At 65.7% G+C, this 18,864-nt stretch carries 15 protein-coding genes; 10 read left to right on the forward strand and 5 right to left on the reverse strand.

Annotated features, from left to right (window positions below):
* The 3 genes from CSC67_RS19025 to CSC67_RS19035 form a co-directional block, all read right to left on the reverse strand.
* Positions 1–657, reverse strand: a complete 657-nt coding sequence (locus tag CSC67_RS19025) for a hypothetical protein (protein WP_118996043.1) — start codon at positions 655–657, stop codon at positions 1–3.
* A gap of 74 nt (positions 658–731) precedes the next feature.
* Positions 732–2,330, reverse strand: a complete 1,599-nt coding sequence (locus CSC67_RS19030) for a peptide chain release factor 3 (RefSeq protein ID WP_118996044.1) — start codon at positions 2,328–2,330, stop codon at positions 732–734.
* A 77-nt stretch (positions 2,331–2,407) separates the two neighbouring features.
* Positions 2,408–3,778: a DEAD/DEAH box helicase gene (locus CSC67_RS19035; RefSeq protein ID WP_118996045.1), complete on the reverse strand. Its 1,371-nt coding sequence runs from the start codon at positions 3,776–3,778 to the stop codon at positions 2,408–2,410.
* Positions 3,779–4,111: 333 nt separating this feature from the next.
* On the opposite strand from CSC67_RS19035, the gene CSC67_RS19040 reads away from it, so the two are divergent.
* From CSC67_RS19040 to CSC67_RS19070, 7 genes are all read left to right on the forward strand, one after another.
* Positions 4,112–5,170 carry an ABC transporter substrate-binding protein gene (locus tag CSC67_RS19040; RefSeq protein ID WP_118996046.1) on the forward strand — a complete coding sequence of 353 codons (1,059 nt, stop codon included), beginning with the start codon at positions 4,112–4,114 and terminating at the stop codon, positions 5,168–5,170.
* Positions 5,171–5,241: 71 nt separating this feature from the next.
* Complete coding sequence (locus tag CSC67_RS19045) at positions 5,242–6,288, forward strand: ABC transporter substrate-binding protein (RefSeq protein ID WP_118996047.1); 1,047 nt, start codon at positions 5,242–5,244, stop codon at positions 6,286–6,288.
* 56 nt (positions 6,289–6,344) lie between these two features.
* Positions 6,345–7,835 (forward strand): aldehyde dehydrogenase family protein, encoded by a 1,491-nt coding sequence (locus tag CSC67_RS19050; protein ID WP_118996048.1) that lies wholly within the window; start codon positions 6,345–6,347, stop codon positions 7,833–7,835.
* A gap of 8 nt (positions 7,836–7,843) precedes the next feature.
* Positions 7,844–9,619 carry a thiamine pyrophosphate-binding protein gene (locus tag CSC67_RS19055; protein ID WP_118996049.1) on the forward strand — a complete coding sequence of 592 codons (1,776 nt, stop codon included), beginning with the start codon at positions 7,844–7,846 and terminating at the stop codon, positions 9,617–9,619.
* A gap of 178 nt (positions 9,620–9,797) precedes the next feature.
* On the forward strand, positions 9,798–10,415 hold the full coding sequence (locus tag CSC67_RS19060) for a LemA family protein (protein ID WP_118996050.1): 618 nt from the start codon (positions 9,798–9,800) through the stop codon (positions 10,413–10,415).
* Positions 10,416–10,419: 4 nt separating this feature from the next.
* Positions 10,420–11,349 (forward strand): TPM domain-containing protein, encoded by a 930-nt coding sequence (locus CSC67_RS19065; RefSeq protein WP_118996051.1) that lies wholly within the window; start codon positions 10,420–10,422, stop codon positions 11,347–11,349.
* Positions 11,350–11,406: 57 nt separating this feature from the next.
* Positions 11,407–11,904: a TPM domain-containing protein gene (locus CSC67_RS19070; RefSeq protein ID WP_118996052.1), complete on the forward strand. Its 498-nt coding sequence runs from the start codon at positions 11,407–11,409 to the stop codon at positions 11,902–11,904.
* Here CSC67_RS19070 and CSC67_RS19075 read toward each other — a convergent pair.
* Both CSC67_RS19075 and CSC67_RS19080 read right to left on the reverse strand, forming a co-directional pair.
* The gene (locus CSC67_RS19075; RefSeq protein ID WP_118996053.1) at positions 11,874–13,064 is read right to left on the reverse strand and encodes an MFS transporter; all 1,191 of its coding nucleotides are present in this window, start codon (positions 13,062–13,064) and stop codon (positions 11,874–11,876) included. The two genes, CSC67_RS19070 and CSC67_RS19075, sit on opposite strands and share 31 nt — an antisense overlap.
* A gap of 40 nt (positions 13,065–13,104) precedes the next feature.
* Positions 13,105–14,460, reverse strand: coding sequence for a hypothetical protein (locus CSC67_RS19080; RefSeq protein ID WP_118996054.1), 1,356 nt, complete (start codon positions 14,458–14,460; stop codon positions 13,105–13,107).
* A gap of 240 nt (positions 14,461–14,700) precedes the next feature.
* On the opposite strand from CSC67_RS19080, the gene CSC67_RS19085 reads away from it, so the two are divergent.
* The 3 genes from CSC67_RS19085 (at position 14,701) to CSC67_RS19095 (ending at position 18,858) form a co-directional block, all read left to right on the forward strand.
* Complete coding sequence (locus CSC67_RS19085; protein ID WP_118996055.1) at positions 14,701–15,186, forward strand: (2Fe-2S)-binding protein; 486 nt, start codon at positions 14,701–14,703, stop codon at positions 15,184–15,186.
* A gap of 9 nt (positions 15,187–15,195) precedes the next feature.
* On the forward strand, positions 15,196–17,493 hold the full coding sequence (locus CSC67_RS19090) for a xanthine dehydrogenase family protein molybdopterin-binding subunit (protein WP_118996056.1): 2,298 nt from the start codon (positions 15,196–15,198) through the stop codon (positions 17,491–17,493).
* Between the two features lie 162 nt (positions 17,494–17,655).
* Positions 17,656–18,858, forward strand: coding sequence for a cupin domain-containing protein (locus CSC67_RS19095; RefSeq protein ID WP_118996057.1), 1,203 nt, complete (start codon positions 17,656–17,658; stop codon positions 18,856–18,858).
* The last annotated feature ends 6 nt before the right edge of the window (positions 18,859–18,864 follow it).

The following is an 18,864-nucleotide window of genomic DNA, read 5'->3' on the forward strand; positions in this document are numbered from 1 at the left end:
TTAGAAGTTCTTGGCCGGGCAGTCGGCGACGCGGCCCCAGGCGTTGTTGGGCGTGCAGTATTTATTGCGCGCCGCCCAGGCGCAGCTGGGCCGGTCGAAGAAGCTCTCGGCGTCGCAGGCCTGTAGATCCTGGCGCAGTTGGGCCTGCCAGGCGCCGGTATTGCCGACCGGCCGGGACGCCACCTGGGGAGGCGCATTGGGCGCCTCGATCGGCTGCAGGGGCTGGCCACCCTGCCCGCCCTGACTACGCTGGTTCAGCCCGCCCATGAGGTCGCCGACGTCGGCGATGCCGGTGAAGCTGTTGGAGCCGCCTCCGGCCGCAATCTGCTGGGCCTCGACCATGGTGATGGACGTCGTGGCCACGGGGATGACCTGATTGGACTTGGTGTCGTCCAGCGAGGATTCGGGAATATGCCAGGCGATCTGGGGCAGGTCCTCGGGTATGGCCAGGCGGCCGTCGACGAGCGGCTGCGGCGGCTGGGCGGTATAGGGTTTGCCGTCGGCATCCAGCACCGGCACGGTGACGAGCGGAGCGTGGTGGGACGTTGCCGTGGCCACCGGGCCGTGCGCCACCAGCCATTCACCCAGGCGCAATCCGCCCCAGACGGAAGCGCCCGCGGCCAGTATCAGAATTACGAAAATTGAACGCCAAGACATTGAGGTCCTTCGTGTGCTTTACCTTGTCTAGTATAGAACGTTAGCCCAGCGCCTCCGCGGGCAATGTAAGCGTTTTATGCGAAGACCTGGCCGCCGTGTTCGCGCATGGCGTGGAACTGGATGGCCGGATACAGTTCTTGCGCCACGCGCAGCTGAGCCGGCGATCCGGCCAGGAAAGCCACCGCGTCGACCACGTCGTAGGCGATGTTGGCCGCGTTGGCCTGCATGAATTTGCGCAGCTCTTTGGGGTCGTCGGCGGTAATCCACCGGGCCATGTTGTAGCGCGTGGGCATCATGCGCGCGTCCACGCCGTATTCCGTCTTGAGGCGGTGGGCCACCACTTCGAACTGAAGCTGGCCGACCGCTCCCAGCAGCAAGGCGCCGCCTGCGGCCTCGGGCCGGAACACCTGGATGGCGCCTTCTTCGCCGAGCTGGGTCAGGCCGGTGCGCAGCTGCTTGATGCGCAAGGGATCTTTGACTTCGACCGCCTGGAAGAGTTCGGGCGCGAAGAAGGGCAGGCCGGTGAACTGCAGGGCTTCGCCCTCGGTCAGGACGTCTCCCAGGTGCAGCACGCCATGATTGGGGATGCCGATGACGTCGCCGGCGTAGGCCTCGTCCACGAGCTCGCGGCGCTGCGACAGGAAGGACACGACGTTGTTGGGGCGGATTTCTTTGCCGGTGCGCGCCACTTTCAGGCGCATGCCCCGTTCGAAGCGCCCCGAGCTGACGCGCACGAATGCGACGCGGTCGCGGTGCGCCGGGTCCATATTGGCCTGTACCTTGAACACCACTCCGCTGAACTTGCTTTCTTGGGGCTGGACCAGGCGTTGCAGCGCCTCGCGCGGACCGGGCGGCGGCGCGAAATCGACGAGCGCGTCCAGCACCTCCTGGACGCCGAAGTTGTTGATGGCCGAGCCGAAAAACACCGGCGTCTGCCTGCCCTCCAGAAAGGCCTGGGGATCGAAGGCGGGCGAGGCCTCCTGGATGAGTTCGATTTCTTCGCTCGCCTTGGCGAAAGCATCGCCGAACCGTTCGGCGATGAGGGGGTTGTCCAGGCCGTCGATCATCTCGTCGTCGCCGCCGCGGCGCTCTTGTCCGGCCTTGAACACGCGCATGCGATTGCGGCGCAGGTCGAACACCCCGCCGAAGGAGCGGCCCATGCCCACGGGCCAGGACAGGGGCGCGGTGTCCATGCCCAGGTGGGATTCGATCTCGGAGAGCAGCTCCAGCGGCTCCTGCACTTCGCGGTCGAACTTGTTGACGAAGGTGATGATGGGGGTGTTGCGCGCGCGGCAGACCTGCAGCAGCCGGATGGTCTGCGGCTCGACGCCGTTGGCGGCGTCGAGCACCATCAGGGCCGCATCCACGGCCGTCAGCACACGGTAGGTGTCTTCGGAGAAGTCCTGGTGTCCCGGCGTGTCGAGTAGATTGATGACGCAGTCCCGGTACTCCATCTGCATCACCGAGGACGCCACCGAAATGCCCCGCTGCTTTTCGATCTCCATCCAGTCCGAGGAGGCGTGGCGGCTGGCCTTGCGTGCCTTGACGCTGCCGGCGATCTGGATCGCGCCTGCGAACAGCAGCAGCTTCTCGGTCAGGGTCGTCTTGCCCGCGTCGGGGTGGGAGATGATGGCAAAGGTGCGTCGCCGGGCGACTTCGTTGGCTATGGTCATCTGTACTGAATAGTCATGGAGAGCCCGGCACAGCCGGGCAGCGTCGGATTTTACTTGTTCACATGAACACCGGGCGCTCAGGCGCGCGCCGGATCGCGCCGGCTTCCGGCCGGGGCGTTGCCCGAGCGAGCCGGGCGTCCGGGCCGGCCCCCCTGGCCCGATCCGCGCGCGCCGCCGCGGCGAGCCGCTTCGCCTGGCGCGGGCCGCCGGGCCTGGCCCTGCGGACGGCCCGGAGCGCTGCCGCGTCGCGGCGGGCGCGGTTCGCGCTCTTCGGCGGCGAAGGATTCGGCGGCGCCGGCCGGCGGCGTCCAGCCCTCGATGGTGGTGCGATCGATGGGGCGCTTGATGAGTTTCTCGATGGCGTTCAGGTACTTGATCTCCGTCCTGTCGACGAGGGACAGGGCCGAGCCTTCGCTGCCGGCGCGGCCGGTGCGGCCGATGCGGTGCACGTAGTCTTCGGGCACATTGGGCAGCTCGAAGTTGACGACGTGGGGAAGCTGGTCGATGTCGATGCCGCGCGCCGCGATGTCGGTCGCCACCAGCACGGCCACCTTGCCTTCTTTGAAGCCGCTGAGCGCGCGAGTGCGGGCGGCCTGGCTCTTGTTGCCATGGATGGCGGCCGCCGTCAGGCCGTCCTTGACCAGCTTCTCGGCCAGGCGGTTGGCGCCGTGCTTGGTGCGGGTGAAGACCAGCACCTGGTGCCAGCCGCTTTCGCGGATGATGTGGCTGAGCAGATCGCGCTTGTGCGCCTGCTCGGTCATGACCAGGCTTTGCCTGACCAGCTCGGAGGCCGTGTTGCGGCGCGCGACCGAGATTTCGGCCGGATTGTCCAGCACGCCGCGCGCAAGTTCGCGGATCTCGTCCGAGAAAGTGGCCGAGAACAGCAGGTTCTGGCGCTGCTTGGGCAGCAGGGCGAGGACGCGGCGGATGTCGCGGATGAAGCCCATGTCGAGCATGCGGTCGGCTTCGTCCAGGACGAGGATCTCGACGCCGGACAGGTCGACGGTTTTCTGCTGGGCGTGGTCGAGCAGGCGGCCCGGCGTGGCGACGAGGATGTCGACCGGCTTGCGCAGCGCGGTGATCTGGGGATTGATGTTGACGCCGCCGAACATCACCATCGAGCGTATGGGCGTGTGCTTGCCGTAGGTGCGCACCGACTCTTCCACCTGGGCGGCGAGTTCGCGCGTGGGGGTCAGGATCAGGCAGCGCGGCCGACCGGCCTTGGCCTGGCGCAGGGGCGTCTCGAGCAGGCGATGAAGAATGGGCAGGGTAAAGCCGGCCGTCTTGCCGGTGCCGGTCTGCGCGGCGGCCAGCAGGTCGCCGCCCTTCAGCACTTGCGGAATGGCCTGGGCCTGGATGGGGGTGGGCGCGGTGTAGCCGGTCTCGGCGATGGCACGCAAAAGGGATTCGGCCAGCCCGAGGGCGGCAAAAGGAATTTGGGTATTCAAGAAGACAACTCCAGCGACAGCCTATCGCTCGAGTCGAGAGACACCAATCTAGGCGGACGGAAAAGTAATGAGGCCAAAACGAGGCCGGAAATGGCAAGGCGAGGAAGTACCGCTTGCTGCTGCGCGCTGATTGGTTGCGCGCGAAGCTGCCATTGTACTGTAACTGGCCGGTTCGCGCGTCGGCGCGGCATTTCTTTTTATTGACGCCGCTCATGCGCTTCTATACACTCCGATCATAATAAATTGGAATGGTGTTCTTTATAACAGAACATTCCGAGCAAAGGCGGCACTCATGGGCATGACGGCGTTCAAACGCCGTCCAAAGGAGGGTGTATGAGCTGGAGTGAATGGAGGCGGCGCATCGCCGTGGCGATGATGGCGGCGATGGCGGCCTGGCCCGCCATGGGGCAGGAGCGACCCGATACTTCGCTGATGCAGTACAAGGGCCAGGACCGCGCCGCGCGGATCGAGGCCGCGGCCAGGCGCGAAGGCACGCTCACGCTCTACACCAGCCTGGCCGAAAAGAACATCCGCGCTCTGGTCGACCCCTTCGAGAAAAAGTACGGCATCAAGGTGGTGGTGTGGCGTTCGGGCCAGAGCCGGGTATTGCAGCGCATACTCACCGAGGCCAGCGCCGGCCGCCACGAGGTGGACGCGATACACATGGGCTCGCCCGAGCTCGAGGCCCTGCAGCGCGAGCGCATACTGCAGCCGGTGGATTCGCCCGTGTTCCAGCAGTTGTCCGAGGGCTCGGTGCCCGAGCATCGCGAGTGGGCCGCCACCATACTGCAGGTGTTCGTGCAGGCCTACAACACCGACAAGATCAAGAAAGAAGAACTGCCCGAAAGCTACCAGGACCTGCTCGATCCGAAGTGGAAGGGCAAGCTGGGCATCGAGGCCAAGGCCTGGCCCTGGTATGCCGCGCTGGTGCGTCGGCTGGGCGAAGAAAAAGGCGTCAGGCTCTTCGATGATCTGGTCGACCGGAACGGCATCTCGGTCCGCCATGGCACGTCGCTGCTGAACAATATGGTGGTGGCCGGCGAGGTGCCCCTGGCGCTGACGGTGTACAGCCACATGCCCCAGGCTTCCAAGGACAGGGGCGCGGCCATCGACTGGTTCACGCTGGACCCCACCATCGCCCGGGCCAACGGCGTGGCGATAGCCCGCCATGCCAAGCATCCCAACGCGGCCCTGCTGTTCTACGAATACATGCTGTCGGCGGACGGTGCGCAAAAGGAATTCGCCGCCATGGACTACGTGCCGACCAACGCCCGGCTGGATTCCCCGCTTCCCAATGTGAAGTTCGCTCTGGTCGATCCCGAAACCGTACTCGAGGAGGTGGACAAATGGACCCGGCTGTTCGACGAGACTTTTGTGAAGCGCACGGACTAGGAGTGAACGATGGAGCAGGCGCGCGCTGTCGCGAGCCCCATGTGCGGAGCGGGCAAGTGAAGGACGTGACGATGAAGCGGATCATACGGGTGGCGGGCGCCTGGCTGACGGCTGCGGTTCTGGCCGCGCCCGCAATGGCGCAGAACGAATCGTTGTTGCTGTACCAGGGATCCGACCGCCAGGAAAGGCTGGTCGAGGCCGCCCGGGCCGAGGGCGAACTCATGCTCTACACGACGCTGGCCGAAAAAAACCTGCGTCCGCTCATCGAGCCGTTTGAAAAGCAATACGGCGTCAAGGTGGAGGTGTGGCGGGCCGGCACCAGCCGGGTGCTGCAGCGCGCGGTGAGCGAAGCCGCGGCGGGACGCCACGAGGTGGACGCCTATCATTTCGGCTCGCCACAGCTCGAGGCGCTGTACCGCGAGAATCTGCTGCAGCCGGTCGAGTCGCCGCTGTTCGCCCAGCTGGCCGATGAAGCCGTGCCGGCGCACAAGCAATGGGCCTCCACCGTTTTCCAGGTCTATGTCCAGGCCTACAACACCGACAGAATCAAGAAAGAAGCGCTTCCCAGGCGCTACGAAGACCTGCTCGATCCGAAGTGGAAAGGCAAGCTGGGCATAGAAAGCGAATCATGGCTGTGGTATGCCGCCCTGATGAAGTCCATGGGCGAGGAGAAAGGCCGCGCGCTCTTCACCGAGATCGTCGAGCGCAACGGCATGTCGCAGCGCTATGGCTACTCGCTGGTGAACAACATGGTGGTGGCCGGCGAGGTGCCCCTGGCGCTGACGGTGTACAGCCACATGCCCCAGGCGTCCAAAGACAAGGGCGCGCCCATCGACTGGTTCGTGCTCGAACCGGCGATTGCGCGCGCCAACGGCATCGCCATCGCCCGCCACGCCAAGCATCCCAACGCGGCCCTGCTGTTCTATGAATACATGCTGTCGGCCGACGGCGCCCAGGGCGTATTCGCTTCCATGGACTACGTCCCGGCCAACACCAAGCTGCCCTCTCCTTTGCCGGACCTGCGCCTGCGCATGGCGGATCCGGTCGCGGCGCTGGATGAGGTGGACAAGTGGGTGGGGCAGTTCAGGGAAGTGTTCGGACAAGGCCCGACGCGTTGACGGGCCACGGGGCGCGCTGTCCGGCGCGCCCGTCATGACGATATGGAGGCGACAGAGTGAATCTTGCAGACGGTTTTGCAGCACAGGTATTGAACCGGGCCCGGGAGGAAACCCAGGACTGGAAGATGTTGATCAACAATGAATGGGTGGCCAGCCGTTCGGGCGCCACCATGGCGTCGGTCAACCCGGCCTACGACGAGGAAATCGCCCGGGTGCCGGCGGGCGGCGCGGACGACATCGAACTGGCGGTGCGGGCCGCCAAGGCGGCCTTTCCCGCCTGGAGCCGCCTGCATGTGGACGAGCGGGCGGCGTACTGCCGGCGTTTCGCCCAGGCCCTGCGCAAAGAAGCGCGCGAATTCGGCATGCTGGACGCCATAGACAGCGGCAATCCCTTTCTGGCCATGGTGGACGACGCCAAGAAGGGCGCCTCGCTGCACGATTTCTTTTCCGGGCTGGGCATGGAGATCAAGGGCGAGACCATTCCCACGCCCGGCGGCGGGCTCGACTACACGCGGCTGCAGCCCTTCGGCGTAGTGGGCCGCATCATTCCCTTCAATCACCCGATCTCGTTCGGCGCGGGCAAGCTGGCGCCCGCCCTCATCGCCGGCAACACCGTGGTGCTCAAGCCGGCCGACCAGACGCCGCTGTCGTCCTTGTGGATGGGCAAGCTCGTGCGCGAGTGCTTCCCGCCCGGGGTGGTGAACATCGTCACGGGCGACGGCCCGGCATGCGGTGGGGCGCTCGTCGCCCACAAGGACGTGCGCCGCATCGCCTTCACGGGCAGCGTGGAGACGGGGCGGGCCATTACGCGGCAGGCGGGCATCAAGACGCTGAGCCTCGAACTGGGCGGCAAGAATCCGCTCATCATCTACCCGGACGTGGACATCGACAAGGTGGCCGCCGCCGCGGTGGCGGGCATGAACTTCACCCGCTCGCAGGGCCAGTCCTGCGGCTCCAACTCGCGCGTCTTTGTCCATGCCTCCATCAAGAACGATTTCATGGACGCGGTCCTGGCGCTGACCGACCGGATCGACATCGGGCTGCCCGAGCTCGAATCGACCCAGATGGGGCCTGTGGTGACACGCCGCCATTACGAGCGGGTCATGGGCTATATCGAGACCGGCCGCAAGGAGGGCGCGCGCGTGGTGCGGGGCGGCGGCCATGCACCCGGCGAGGCGCTGCGCAAGGGCTGCTTCGTCGACGTCACCGTCTTCGACCAGGTGCGCCACGGCATGGCGATAGAGCGCGAGGAAATCTTCGGCCCGGTCATGAGCGTGCTGGAATGGGACGACGAGGCGACCATGCTCGAAGAGGTCAACGACAGCGACTACGGACTGTGCGCCAACATCTGGACCAACGACATCTCCACCGGCCTGCGCATGGCCGATGCCGTGGAATGCGGCTACGTGTGGGTCAACGGCCATGGCGGGAAACGCTACAAGGGGGCGCCCTTCGGCGGCTTCAAGAACAGCGGCATCGGGCGCGAGCACTCGCTGGACGAGCTGCTGAGCTACACCCAGGTCAAGAACATCAACGTTACCTACTGAGCATCCGCATGAGTGTGCAAAACGACGCGGGCAAGCGCCTGACGCCCCGCCGCTATGGGTCGGACTTCATCGTCGACCTGTTGCGCCGCTATCAACTGCCCTACGCCGCCTTCAATCCGGGCGCCTCTTTTCGCGGCATCCATGATTCTTTGGTGAATTACCTGGGCAACGAGTCGCCCGAGTTCCTGGAGTGCATGCACGAAGAGATCTCGGTGGCCATCGCCCACGGCTACGCGCGCGCCACCGGCAGGCCCATGGCGGCCATACTGCACAATGTGGTGGGCCTGCAGCACGCCACCATGGCCATCTACAACGCTTGGTGCGACCGCATCCCCATCATCCTGCTGGGGGGCACGGGCCCCATGTCCTACACCAAGAGGCGGCCCGGCAGCGACTGGGTGCACACCGCCCTGGTGCAGGGCAACCTCATCCGCGACTTCGTCAAATGGGACGACCAGCCGGACGATCTGGACAGCACGCCCGAATCGTTCGCCCGCGCCTATCAGACCGCCATGACCCACCCGCAGGGGCCGGTCTATATCTGCTACGACGCGCAGATCCAGGAGGTCGAGTGCGAGCGGTTTCCCGAGCTGCCGGATCCTTCGAAGTTCCAGCCCCCCGAACCGCCCGCGGCGGGCCCGCAGACCATACAGCGCATTGCCCGGGCGCTGTGCGAGGCCGAGGCGCCGGTCATCGTGGCCGATCGCATGGGGCGTTCGGCCATCGCCTTCGACGCCCTGCTGCGCCTGGCCGAACTGCTGGGCATTCCGGTGCTCGACCAGGGCAACCGCCACAACTTCCCCACCCGGCATCCGCTGTTTCTGGTCGAGTCGGCGGCGCAGGTGCTGGCCGAGGCCGATTTCGTGCTGGCGCTGGATGCCATGGACCTGTATGGCGCCCTGCACACCGTCGATCGCCTGACGCGCGAGACGCGCCCCATGTACAAGCCGGGCACGCGCATCGCCCACGTCACGCTGGACGGTTATGCGGTACGAAGCTGGAGCCACGACTTCCGGCGCGTCCAGGAAACGGACGATGCCATTGCGGCCGATACCGAAAGCTTCGTTCCAGCCCTGCTCGAGCGCTGCCATGCCGTGGTCGAAGGCCGCGGCGATGTGGTGAAGGCGGCTCAGGAAAGGCTGGCCAAGTGGAGCGCGCACAGCGAGAAGCTGCGTAACGAATGGCGCGCCAGAGCGCAGTCGGAGAGCGGTGGCGAGCCTATTGCATTGTCCACTTTCGCCGCCATCGTCTGGGACGCCGTCAAGGACGAGCCCTGGGTGCTGACCAACGGCATCGCCAATGGTTGGGTCAAGCGGATCTGGGACATCAGCCGGCCGGACCAGTACATGGGCCGGTACAGCGGAGGAGGCCTGGGCTACGGCATGGGGTCTTCGCTGGGCGCGACGCTGGCCAATCCGGGCCGGCTGTGCGTCAATCTGCAGGGCGACGGCGACTTCCTGTTCACCCCCACGGCCTTGTGGACGGCGGCGCACCACGGGATACCGCTGCTGACCATCATCATGAACAATCGCAGCTATTACAACTCCGAGGAGCACGGGGAGAAGATCGCGGCGCATCGCAGCCGGCCGGTCGAGAACGCCGCGCTGGGCACGCGCATCGAGAACCCGGACTTCGACTACGCCGCCATGGCGCGGTCGATGGGGGTCCATGGCGAGGGGCCGGTCATGCGCAGCGCCGATCTGCCGGAGGCGCTGCGCCGGGCCATCGAGCAGGTCAAGCAGGGGCGGCCGGCTTTGGTCGAGGTGCGGACGCAGAATCGCTAGGGCATGGACCCTCCTCCGGGCTAGCCGCTCCGACTGCCCTCGGCCGCCATGCGGATGCCCTCCGCCGGCGCTTGGTAAAGAATGGTAAACACCGCGGCCTCGCGGGCAGATCGGGTGATCGGAATACGTCAAACTGCTTTACACTTCCGTTTGTCCCGACCTCTCGAGATCTGCAGTCATGAAACGAATCCTGCTCCTGCTCTTGGCGCCCTTGCTGGCGATGTTCCTCACCGGCTGCGGCTACAACGAGATTCAGCGGCTCGACGAACAGGTCAAGGCGGCCTGGTCGCAGACGCTCAATCAGTACGAGCGCCGCGCCGAGCTGGTGCCCAAGCTGGTGAACTCGGTCAATGCCTATATGGTCAACGAGCGCACGGTGCTCACCGAAGTGACCGAGGCGCGCTCCAAGGTGGGCAGCATACAGATCAGCGTCGACGACCTGGACAACCCCGAGCTCATGGCCCGGTTCGCGCAGGCGCAAAGCCAGCTGTCCTCGGCGCTGTCGCGCCTGATCGCGGTGTCCGAGAATTATCCGCAGCTCAAGAGCGACGGCCTGTTCCGCGACCTCATGACCCAGCTCGAGGGCACCGAGAACCGCATCGCCACCGAACGGGGCCGCTATGTGCAGGCCGTGCAGGCCTATAACGTCTACATCAGGCAGTTTCCCACCGTGATCACGGCCAAGATCTTCGGCTACGACGTCATCCAGAACTACGGCGTCGACCGGCAGGACCAGATCATGCGCGACCCCGAAGTGAAGTTCGATGTGCCGGCCGGAGCCGGCGCCAACGGATAAGGCAATGCGAACGCACCCAATGCCTGCGGCCGCCGGCCCGGGCCGGGCGCTTCAATCGTGGCAGGCCTGGCTCTGGCTGCTGGCGGGCCTGCTGGCCTTCATGCTTGCTTCGCAGGCGTGGGGCCAGCCGGCGCCCATCCCCGCGCTCGAGCAGCGCGTCACCGACACGACGGGCACCCTCGACGCCTCGGCCCAGAGCCGCATCACCCAGGCCCTGGCCGACCTGGAGCAGCGCAAGGGCGCCCAGATCGCCGTCCTGATGATTCCCACCACCGGGCAGGAAGGCATAGAGCAATACGCGGTGCGGGCTTTCGAGCAATGGAGACTGGGCCGCGAGGACGTCGACGACGGCATTCTCTTCCTGGTCGCCAAGGATGACCGCCGCCTGCGCATCGAGGTGGGCTACGGCCTGGAGGGTGCGGTGCCCGACCTGCTGGCGGGCCGCATCATCCGCGAGCAGGTGGCGCCGCGCTTTCAGCAGGGCGACTTCGCCGGCGGGGTCGAGGCGGGCGTGAACAGCCTGATTGCCCTGGTCGACGGCGAGGACCTTCCGCCGCCGCAGGCAGCGGAAGAGCCATCGGACACGGAAGACACCTTCGGCATCATCGCCATGCTGGTCATCATGGCCACCGTGCTGCCCCCCCTCATCGCCGTGGCGGGGGCGGCCCTGCTTACCTACCTCATTTTCGGCAGCGTGGTCTTTGCCGTGCTGGCGGGCATGGCCGCCTTCCTGCTGAGCCTGGCTGGCCGTGCCTTGAAGGCGGGGGGCGGCGGCGCGCGGGCTTCGCGGCGGGGCGGCGTCATCGGCGGGCTGGGAGGCATGGCCGGGGGCGGTTTCGGCCGAGGCGGCTTTGGCGGCGGCGGTTTCGGGGGCGGCGGCTTTGGCGGGGGCGGCGGTTCCAGCGGCGGAGGCGGCGCCTCCGGAAGCTGGTAGGGCCGCCGCAAGGCGTGGCGCGGGGGCCGCAAGCCGGCCCATGAACAGGAGGTACAGGTGCGGGGCAGCGGCTGGAAACGATTGACGGGGTGGGCCACGATCGAGGGCCAGATCCTGCGCAGGCGGCATTTCACGCCGGCCATACTCGAACGCATCGCCCAGCGCATCGGCGAGTGCGAACGCGCGCACACAGGCGAGCTGATGCTGGCGATCGAGGCCGTCTCGCCGGCGCACGAGCCCGACAGCCATGCCCGCGCGCTCGAGGTCTTCGGCAAGCTGCGCGTCTGGGATACTCCTTTGAATACCGGCGTGCTGCTGTATCTGGCGCTGGACCGGCACTGTATCGAACTCATCGCCGACCGGGGCGTGGCCGCGCCCGCGGCCGCCTGGCCCGAAGTCTGCGAACGCCTGCGGCACCACCTGCGCCAGGGTCGCTATGTCGAAGGCATACTGGCCGCCGTGGACGATATCGAAGGCATCTGCGCCCGCCATTGCCCGCCGGCCGAAGGCCAGGACGGCGCCAATCAGCTGCCCGACCGCCCCGTCCTGCTCTGACTTCCCGGCCCATGGCGCCTGTCATACAGCGTGTTCAGCCAACCGCCTGCCAGCAGCAGGGCCGCATTGCTCCAGAAGATCGGAAACACGCCGAAGGCCGCGCCCATCGAGCCGAAAGCCAGCGGCACGATGATCTGTATGAGCTTGTTGACCGTCAGGCGCATGCCCAGCGCCTCGCCGGCCCGGCCGGGCGGTGAATGGTTGTACGTGAGAATGATGGACAGGGGTTGTCCGCAACCCAGCGCCAGGCCCAGGATGAAAGACACCGCGGCCAGAAGGACGGGCTGCTGCAGCAGCGGGAACAGGAAATAGGTCAGGCCCGCCATCAGCAGGCAATAGGTCAGGACGCGCTTCTCGGTATAGCGCTGGGCCAGTCGGGGCAGGGCCAGGCGCACGATGAAGGCGGCCGCGGCCTGCATGCCGATGACGATGCCGATGAAGGAGGCCGTCAGGCCGATCGAGCGCCCATGGATGGGCATGTAGAAGTTGAACAGGTCTATGCCGGTCAGGATCAGGCCGCTGGTGATCAGCGTGTTGCGCAGGGGGCCATTGGCCAATAGTTCGCGCACCCCGCCGGGCGCATGCTCTTTCTTGCCCACCGCATGCGCGGGGATGAAGCGGCCGTACACGCACAGCAGCGTGCCGGGAATGAACGCGATGGCGGCCAGGATGGCCAGCGCGCTGGGGTATCCCGCGCTGTCGATCTGCCAGCCGACCAGCACCGGCCCGAGAAACCCCGATATGGAAGAGCCCAGGCTGAAGGTGCTGAAGTTCTTCGTGCGCGCCTGCTTGTCGCCCAGCGCTCCGATGAGGTTGTGGGTGGCGACGTGGAAGAAGATGTTGGAGGTGCCCAGGATCGCCGCCGCCAGGTACAGCGAGGACAGGGCCGGATGCAGCAGGGGAATCAGCAGGCCCAGGCCCATGCCGAACGAGCCCAGGATCATGGGCGGGCGCACCCCGGCCCGGTCGGACACGCGGCCCGCGTAGACCGCCACCAGCAACGGCACGCTGGCATAGGTGGCGGCCAGCACGCCGATGGCGATGGGCCCGGCGCCGAAGTGCAGGGCGTACAGCGCCACCAGAACCTTGCTGCCCTTGAGGCCGATCTGGTTCAGCACCGACAGCGCGACGGTCAGGTAGACGGCCAAGGCGGGATTCAAGCGGCTGCTCCGTGCATGACTTCGGCCCTGGACGGCGGGCCTACTTGTCCTGTTTGCCGTTCACCGAATCGAAATAGCCCGAATCGATGAAGCGCAGCCACAGGCTTCCCACCGTCTTGATGCTGTCCTGGGTGAAGAGGTAGTGGTGCATGTCGCGCACCCGGGCCACGCGGTACTTGCCCGCATAGGGCTCCAGCACTTCGCGGTGCGCGTCCACGGTCTTCGGCGGAATGGCCTCGTCCCGCGTGCCGTTCATGTCCAGGATGGCCACGTTCTTCAAGGCCTCGGGCGGAAAGCTGGGTTCCATGACGTCCTGGATCAGGCCTCCAAGACGGCGCTTTCTGTCTTCTTCGGGCAGCCAGTCGGACAGCCACATGCGCAGCGCGCCCTCGGTCAGGGCCGCCGGGGTGAACTGCATCCCCATGTCTTCGCCGCTCTTGAAGCGCGGGCCTTTCAGCGCGCCCTTCCACCATTGTTTGCGCGTGGCTTCGTCCAGGTCCTTGGTGTAGTAGCCGAAATCATCCTCGCCGCGTTCACGCAGGCGTTGCGCGGTCTTTGAATACGAGTTGGAGAAGTCGCCGTACTTGGCCTTGCGGTAGGCATAGGCAATGCCGACGTTGCTGGTGCCCCAGCCCAGATAGCCGTCGGGCTGGATGTACTTGGCCAGCGGATAAAGAAAGGCGCCGCCGGTGGACATGCCCCAGTACAGCAGATAGGAATCCTTGCGCTCGCTTTCGGGCACCGCATGCTCGACGGCCAGGCGATAGCCCTCGACGAAGGTGTTCGGCGTGGCGGCCAGCATCTGCCGGTACAGAGGGGAGTCCTCTTTCGGATACCGATAGACGGCGCTGTCGCCCGACGTGGCCTGCTTCACGTCGCTCTGCTTGGTGGCATAGTCGGCCTGCGTCCAGGGCGCTTTCTGATGGCGGCTGAAGATGGGCATGCGCTGCTCCAGCGGGATGCTTTCCCATGAGCCCCTGCCTTTCTCGTCGAAGAAATTCCAGCGGCCGACCCGGGTCAGGGCGACGAACTTCACGCCCCGCTTGGCCAGCCACACGCCCGGGCCTTCCTTGCCTTCGGGCGTTTCAAGAAAGTCCATGGCGTATTCGCTGCCGGGCTCGCCGCCCACCACCACGATCTTCCTGCCGTCGTGCAGCCTGGGCTTGGCAGGGGTCAGGGTGACGACCACCTGGGTGAAGGGTTGGCCGTAGGCCTCGAAGTCGATGTAGTCGATCTTCTCGGTGTAGTCGCTGGTTTCGGGGTAGTCGCCGCCCTGAAGGATGGCGGCGACGGTGTCCGGTTCGACCATCCCTTTGTCGGGCGGCAGGCTCCAGGCCGCCGCCTGGTCGGCGGCAAAGCACAGTGCTACGGCAAGCAGCGAAAGATGTTTGAACATGCTTGTTGTCTCCTCTGTGGAACCGTCTGACGCGGTTTTCATCGTCGATGGAAAGAAACGATTCTATCAACGGACGGGCAATTTTTGTTAAAAATAGAACATTGTTCTTTATACAAGAACAACTAGGGAGTTGTTGTAACGGCTTGCGGCCTGCCTCTGGTAATGTGCTGTTATGTGGAATAGCATTCCAAAAATAAAGAATTTATCGACGCGCAATGACGTGAAACCAAGGAGGAGACGATGGAAAAACCGTTGGAAATCGAGGTCAATGGCAGACGGCACGCGGTCGAGGCGCCGCCCGATACGCCTCTGCTCTATGTGCTGCGTAATGAAATGGACTTGCGCGGCCCCCGCTTCGGCTGCGGCTTGGCGCAGTGCGGCGCCTGTACCGTGCACATGGATGGCGTAGCCATCCGTTCCTGCGTTACGCCGGCATCGGCCGCAGCGGGCGCCCGCATCACCACGCTCGAGGGCCTGGCCGCCGCCTATCACGGCAAGGAGGGCGAGGGGCTGCATCCCGTGCAGCAGGCCTTCATCGACGAGCAGGCGGCGCAGTGCGGATACTGCGTCAACGCCTGGATCATGACTTCCGCCGCCCTGCTCGACAAGACGCCCGATGCGTCCGATGAGCAGATCAAGGAGGGTCTGCGCGGGCTCAAGTGCCGCTGCGGAACGCAGATCAGCGTCATGCGCGCGGTGCGGCGCGCTTCCAAGGCCATGGCATAGGAGGGCGGCATGGACAATCTTTCATCCAAGGCTCCCGGCGGCGTCACGCGCAGAAGGTTTCTCGCTGCTTCGGGCGCGCTCGTCGTGTCTTTCGCGCTGCCGGCGGCCGCCCGCACGCAAGCTCCTTCCGTTGCCGACGGTTCCGCCGCCGGATACCGGCCCGGGCCGTGGGCCGATACGGTGGACCAGAAACAGCTCGACTCCTGGCTGGCCGTACTGCCCGATGGTTCGGTGGTGGCCGGCGTGGGCAAGATCGAGGCGGGCATGGGCATCAGCACAGCGTTCGCCCAGATCGTGGCCGACGAACTCGACGTGTCCCTGGACAAAGTCACCATTCACATGGGCGACACGGCCACCACGGTCGATCAGCGCGGCACCGGTTCCAGCAACGGCATCATGAAGGGCGGCGACGCCTTGCGCAAGGCCGGCGCCCAGGCGCGCCATGCGCTGGTGTCCATGGCCGCCGCGCGCCTGGGCGTTCCCGCCGAGCAGCTGGAGGTCGAGGACGGCGTGGTGCGCGTCGCGGCGGACCCGGGCAAGTCCATCGCCTATGGCGATCTGATCGGCGGCAAGCGCTTCGAGATGGCGCTGGACGACAAGGTCGCCACGAAAGAAGCCTCCCGCTACAAGCTGGTGGGAAAGCCCGTGCCGCGCACCGACATTCCACTCAAAGTGACGGGAGAATACGTCTACCTGGTCGATCACAAGGTGCCGGGCATGCTGCACGGCCGGGTCATCCGCCCGCCCAGAGCCGGTGCTCGCCTGATAAGCGTACCCTCGGGCCAGAAACTGCCGGGCTTGCTGAAAGTAGTAGCCAAGGGCGATTACGTGGCCGTGGTGTGCGAGCGCGAAGAGCAGGCCGTCAAGGCCGCGCGCGAATTGAAAGTCGAATGGTCGACGCCGGAGCCGATGTTCGCCGAGTCTTATGAAGCGCTGTACGCTTCCTTGCGCAGCGACACCCCCAAGCAGTCCAAGACGGCGGACGTGGTGGGCGACGTCGAGCAGGCCATCGCCGGCGCCGCCAAGGTTTTGCAGGCGCAGTACGAATATCCTTTCCAGTCGCATGCCTGCATGGGACCCGCATGCGCCGTGGCCGACGTGCGGGCCGACGGCGCGCAAGTGTGGTCGGGCGGGCAGAAGCCTTATCCCCTGCGCCGCGCCGTGGCTGAACTGCTGGGGATGGAGGCCGAGAAGGTGCGCGTCACGTGGATGCCGGGGCCGGGCTCCTACGGCATGAACGATGCCGATGACGCCGCCATGGACGCCGTGCTGCTTTCACGTGAAATGGGCAGGCCGGTCCGGGTGCAGTACATGCGCGTCGACGGCACGGCCTGGGATGCCAAAGGGGCGCCCATCGCGTTCAACATGCGCGCGGCCCTGGACGGACAAGGCAAGGTACAGGCCTTCGACTACGAAGCCATGGGCTATTCGAGCCGCGTGCGCCCTTCGGGCACCGACCATCCGGGCGACACGATATCGGTGCAGCTGATGGGCGACGGCACGGCCGCCAGCACCGAAAAGCACCAATTCTCGGAAGAGAACTACGTATTTCGCAACAAGCGCAAGACCAGCCATCTGTTCGAATGGCGCCAGTCGCTGCCCACCGGCCTGCGCACCACTCATTTGCGCGATCCCGACGGCATGGCCACCTGTTTTGCCAGCGAATGCTTCATCGACGAGATAGCCGCGGCCGCGGGCGTCGATCCAGTAGCGTTCCGTCTTGCTCATCTGACCGAGCCGCGCGACAAAGGGGTGGTCGAGGCGGTGGCGAAGGCGGCCGGGTGGGAGCCGCGCCCCGTGCCGGCCATGATGCGGGACGGAGCCGAAATGGTCGGCCGCGGCATCGCCTATTCGCCTCGCGACGCGAGCGTCGTGGCGCTGGTGGCGGAAGTCCGTGTCAACATGGAGACGGGGCAATTCCATGTCACCCGCTTCGTCGTGGCCCACGATTGCGGCTTCGTGGTCAACCCCCTGGGACTGGACCGGACCATCGAAGGCAATCTGCTCATGGGCCTGAGCCGCGCAAAATACGAAGCGGTACGCTTCAGCGCCGACCAGGTCACGAGCGTCGACTGGGCTTCCTACCCCATCGCGGAGATCGACGATGCGCCCGACCGCCTGGACGTCGTGATGGTGAACAATCATCCCGGCGCCAAGCCGGCGGGGGCCGGCGAGCCGAGCATACGGCCGGTGGCCGCCGTCCTGGCCAATGCCCTGTTCGACGCGACGGGGGTGCGCATACGCCGCGTGCCGTTCACACCCGAGAACCTCAAAGCGGCTTTCAAGGCGCACGCCGCCGCGACGTAATGCCGTATCCGGCCGCGCGCCTTGCGCGCGGCCGCCTTTCTGCCCTCCGCATTGACTTTTGCGGCGGCTTTGTCTACCATTTTTACTATAACAGAACGATATCCCATATAACAGAACATTGGCGCGGCCAACGGCGGTCGGCCAGGCATACGGAGGAACAACATGCCGCACGACAAGGACCGGACCCACTGGCACGAGCCGGCTGGCCATAAAAAGGCGGGGTTCGGGCAGTTCAAGAAGCAGCCCACTCCTTACGATGCCTTCATGGAAGAAGAAGGCATACCGGTATATCGCGACCTGGGCATCAGCAAGGTGCAGAATCTTCCCCTGTATCCCTGGAAGCGCAAGGGCGGCCGCGGCCACTACATCCAGCTGTACGGCACCGAGGGAAAATGGGGCTGCTACGTGGTCGAAGTGCCGCCGGCGGGCGCCCTCAATGTCGAGAAACACATGTACGAGGAGATCTTCCTCGTGGTCGAAGGGCGCGGCACGACCGAGGTATGGCAAGAGGGCGATACCAAGAAGCACGTCTTCGAGTGGCAGGCCGGGTCGATGTTCTCCATTCCGATGAACGCGATGTACCGCATCGTCAATGGAACCAACAGCGGCGCCCTGCTGCTGGCCGGCACGACCGCGCCCAATGTGATCAACATGATCAACAACTTCGATGCGGTGTTCAATAACCCGTTTGTCTTCCGTGACCGCTTCAGCGGCGCGGAAGACTTTTTTAAACCCAAGGACGACATCGAGCCCGACCCGGTGCGCGGACTTGCCATGCGTCGCACCAACCTCATCCCCGACGCAATGAACTGCGAACTGCCGCTCGACAACCGCCGCTCGCCCGGCTATCGGCGCATCGAGCCGTTCATGACCAACAACGTGTTCTACTTCTGGATAGGCCAGCACGAGAACGGCCGCTATTCCAAGGCGCATGCCCATACCTCGGCCGCGGTGCTGATCTGCCTCAAGGGCAAGGGCTACACCTACACCTGGCCCGAAGAGCTGGGCGTCAACCCCTGGAAGGATGGGCACGGCGACAAGGTGCGCCGCCTGGACTACGAGCCGGTGGGCATGGTCACGGCGGCGCCGGGCGGCGCGCGCTGGTATCACCAGCACTTCAGCGTGTCCGAAGACCCTTTCCGCCTGACGGCCTGGTTCGGCCCCCACAACCCGGGCCGCGACCCGGGGCCGCCGGGCGAGAAGCACACCGATTACACCGCCATCGACGTCAACGAGGGCGGAACGGCCATTCCGTACTCCATGGAAGACCCCCACATCCGCCAGGAATACGAGGCGCTGCTCAAGCAGAACGGCGTGACCAACCGCATGAAGCCCGAGTGGTACGAGCGCTCGTACGACAAGTGAGCCGGC

The sequence above is a fragment of the Pusillimonas caeni genome, from assembly GCF_003545815.1.
Taxonomy (GTDB): Bacteria; Pseudomonadota; Gammaproteobacteria; order Burkholderiales; family Burkholderiaceae_B; genus Pusillimonas; species Pusillimonas caeni.

What these genes read in the sequence shown, in the direction of transcription:
- CSC67_RS19095 (WP_118996057.1), top strand. Translation starts at nt 17,656, where the DNA reads ATGCCGCACGACAAGGACCGGACCCACTGGCACGAGCCGGCTGGCCAT.
- CSC67_RS19030 (WP_118996044.1), bottom strand. Translation starts at nt 2,330, where the DNA reads ATGACCATAGCCAACGAAGTCGCCCGGCGACGCACCTTTGCCATCATC.
- CSC67_RS19085 (WP_118996055.1), top strand. Translation starts at nt 14,701, where the DNA reads ATGGAAAAACCGTTGGAAATCGAGGTCAATGGCAGACGGCACGCGGTC.
- CSC67_RS19045 (WP_118996047.1), top strand. Translation starts at nt 5,242, where the DNA reads ATGAAGCGGATCATACGGGTGGCGGGCGCCTGGCTGACGGCTGCGGTT.
- CSC67_RS19055 (WP_118996049.1), top strand. Translation starts at nt 7,844, where the DNA reads ATGAGTGTGCAAAACGACGCGGGCAAGCGCCTGACGCCCCGCCGCTAT.
- CSC67_RS19025 (WP_118996043.1), bottom strand. Translation starts at nt 657, where the DNA reads ATGTCTTGGCGTTCAATTTTCGTAATTCTGATACTGGCCGCGGGCGCT.
- CSC67_RS19040 (WP_118996046.1), top strand. Translation starts at nt 4,112, where the DNA reads ATGAGCTGGAGTGAATGGAGGCGGCGCATCGCCGTGGCGATGATGGCG.
- CSC67_RS19065 (WP_118996051.1), top strand. Translation starts at nt 10,420, where the DNA reads ATGCGAACGCACCCAATGCCTGCGGCCGCCGGCCCGGGCCGGGCGCTT.
- CSC67_RS19090 (WP_118996056.1), top strand. Translation starts at nt 15,196, where the DNA reads ATGGACAATCTTTCATCCAAGGCTCCCGGCGGCGTCACGCGCAGAAGG.
- CSC67_RS19060 (WP_118996050.1), top strand. Translation starts at nt 9,798, where the DNA reads ATGAAACGAATCCTGCTCCTGCTCTTGGCGCCCTTGCTGGCGATGTTC.
- CSC67_RS19080 (WP_118996054.1), bottom strand. Translation starts at nt 14,460, where the DNA reads ATGTTCAAACATCTTTCGCTGCTTGCCGTAGCACTGTGCTTTGCCGCC.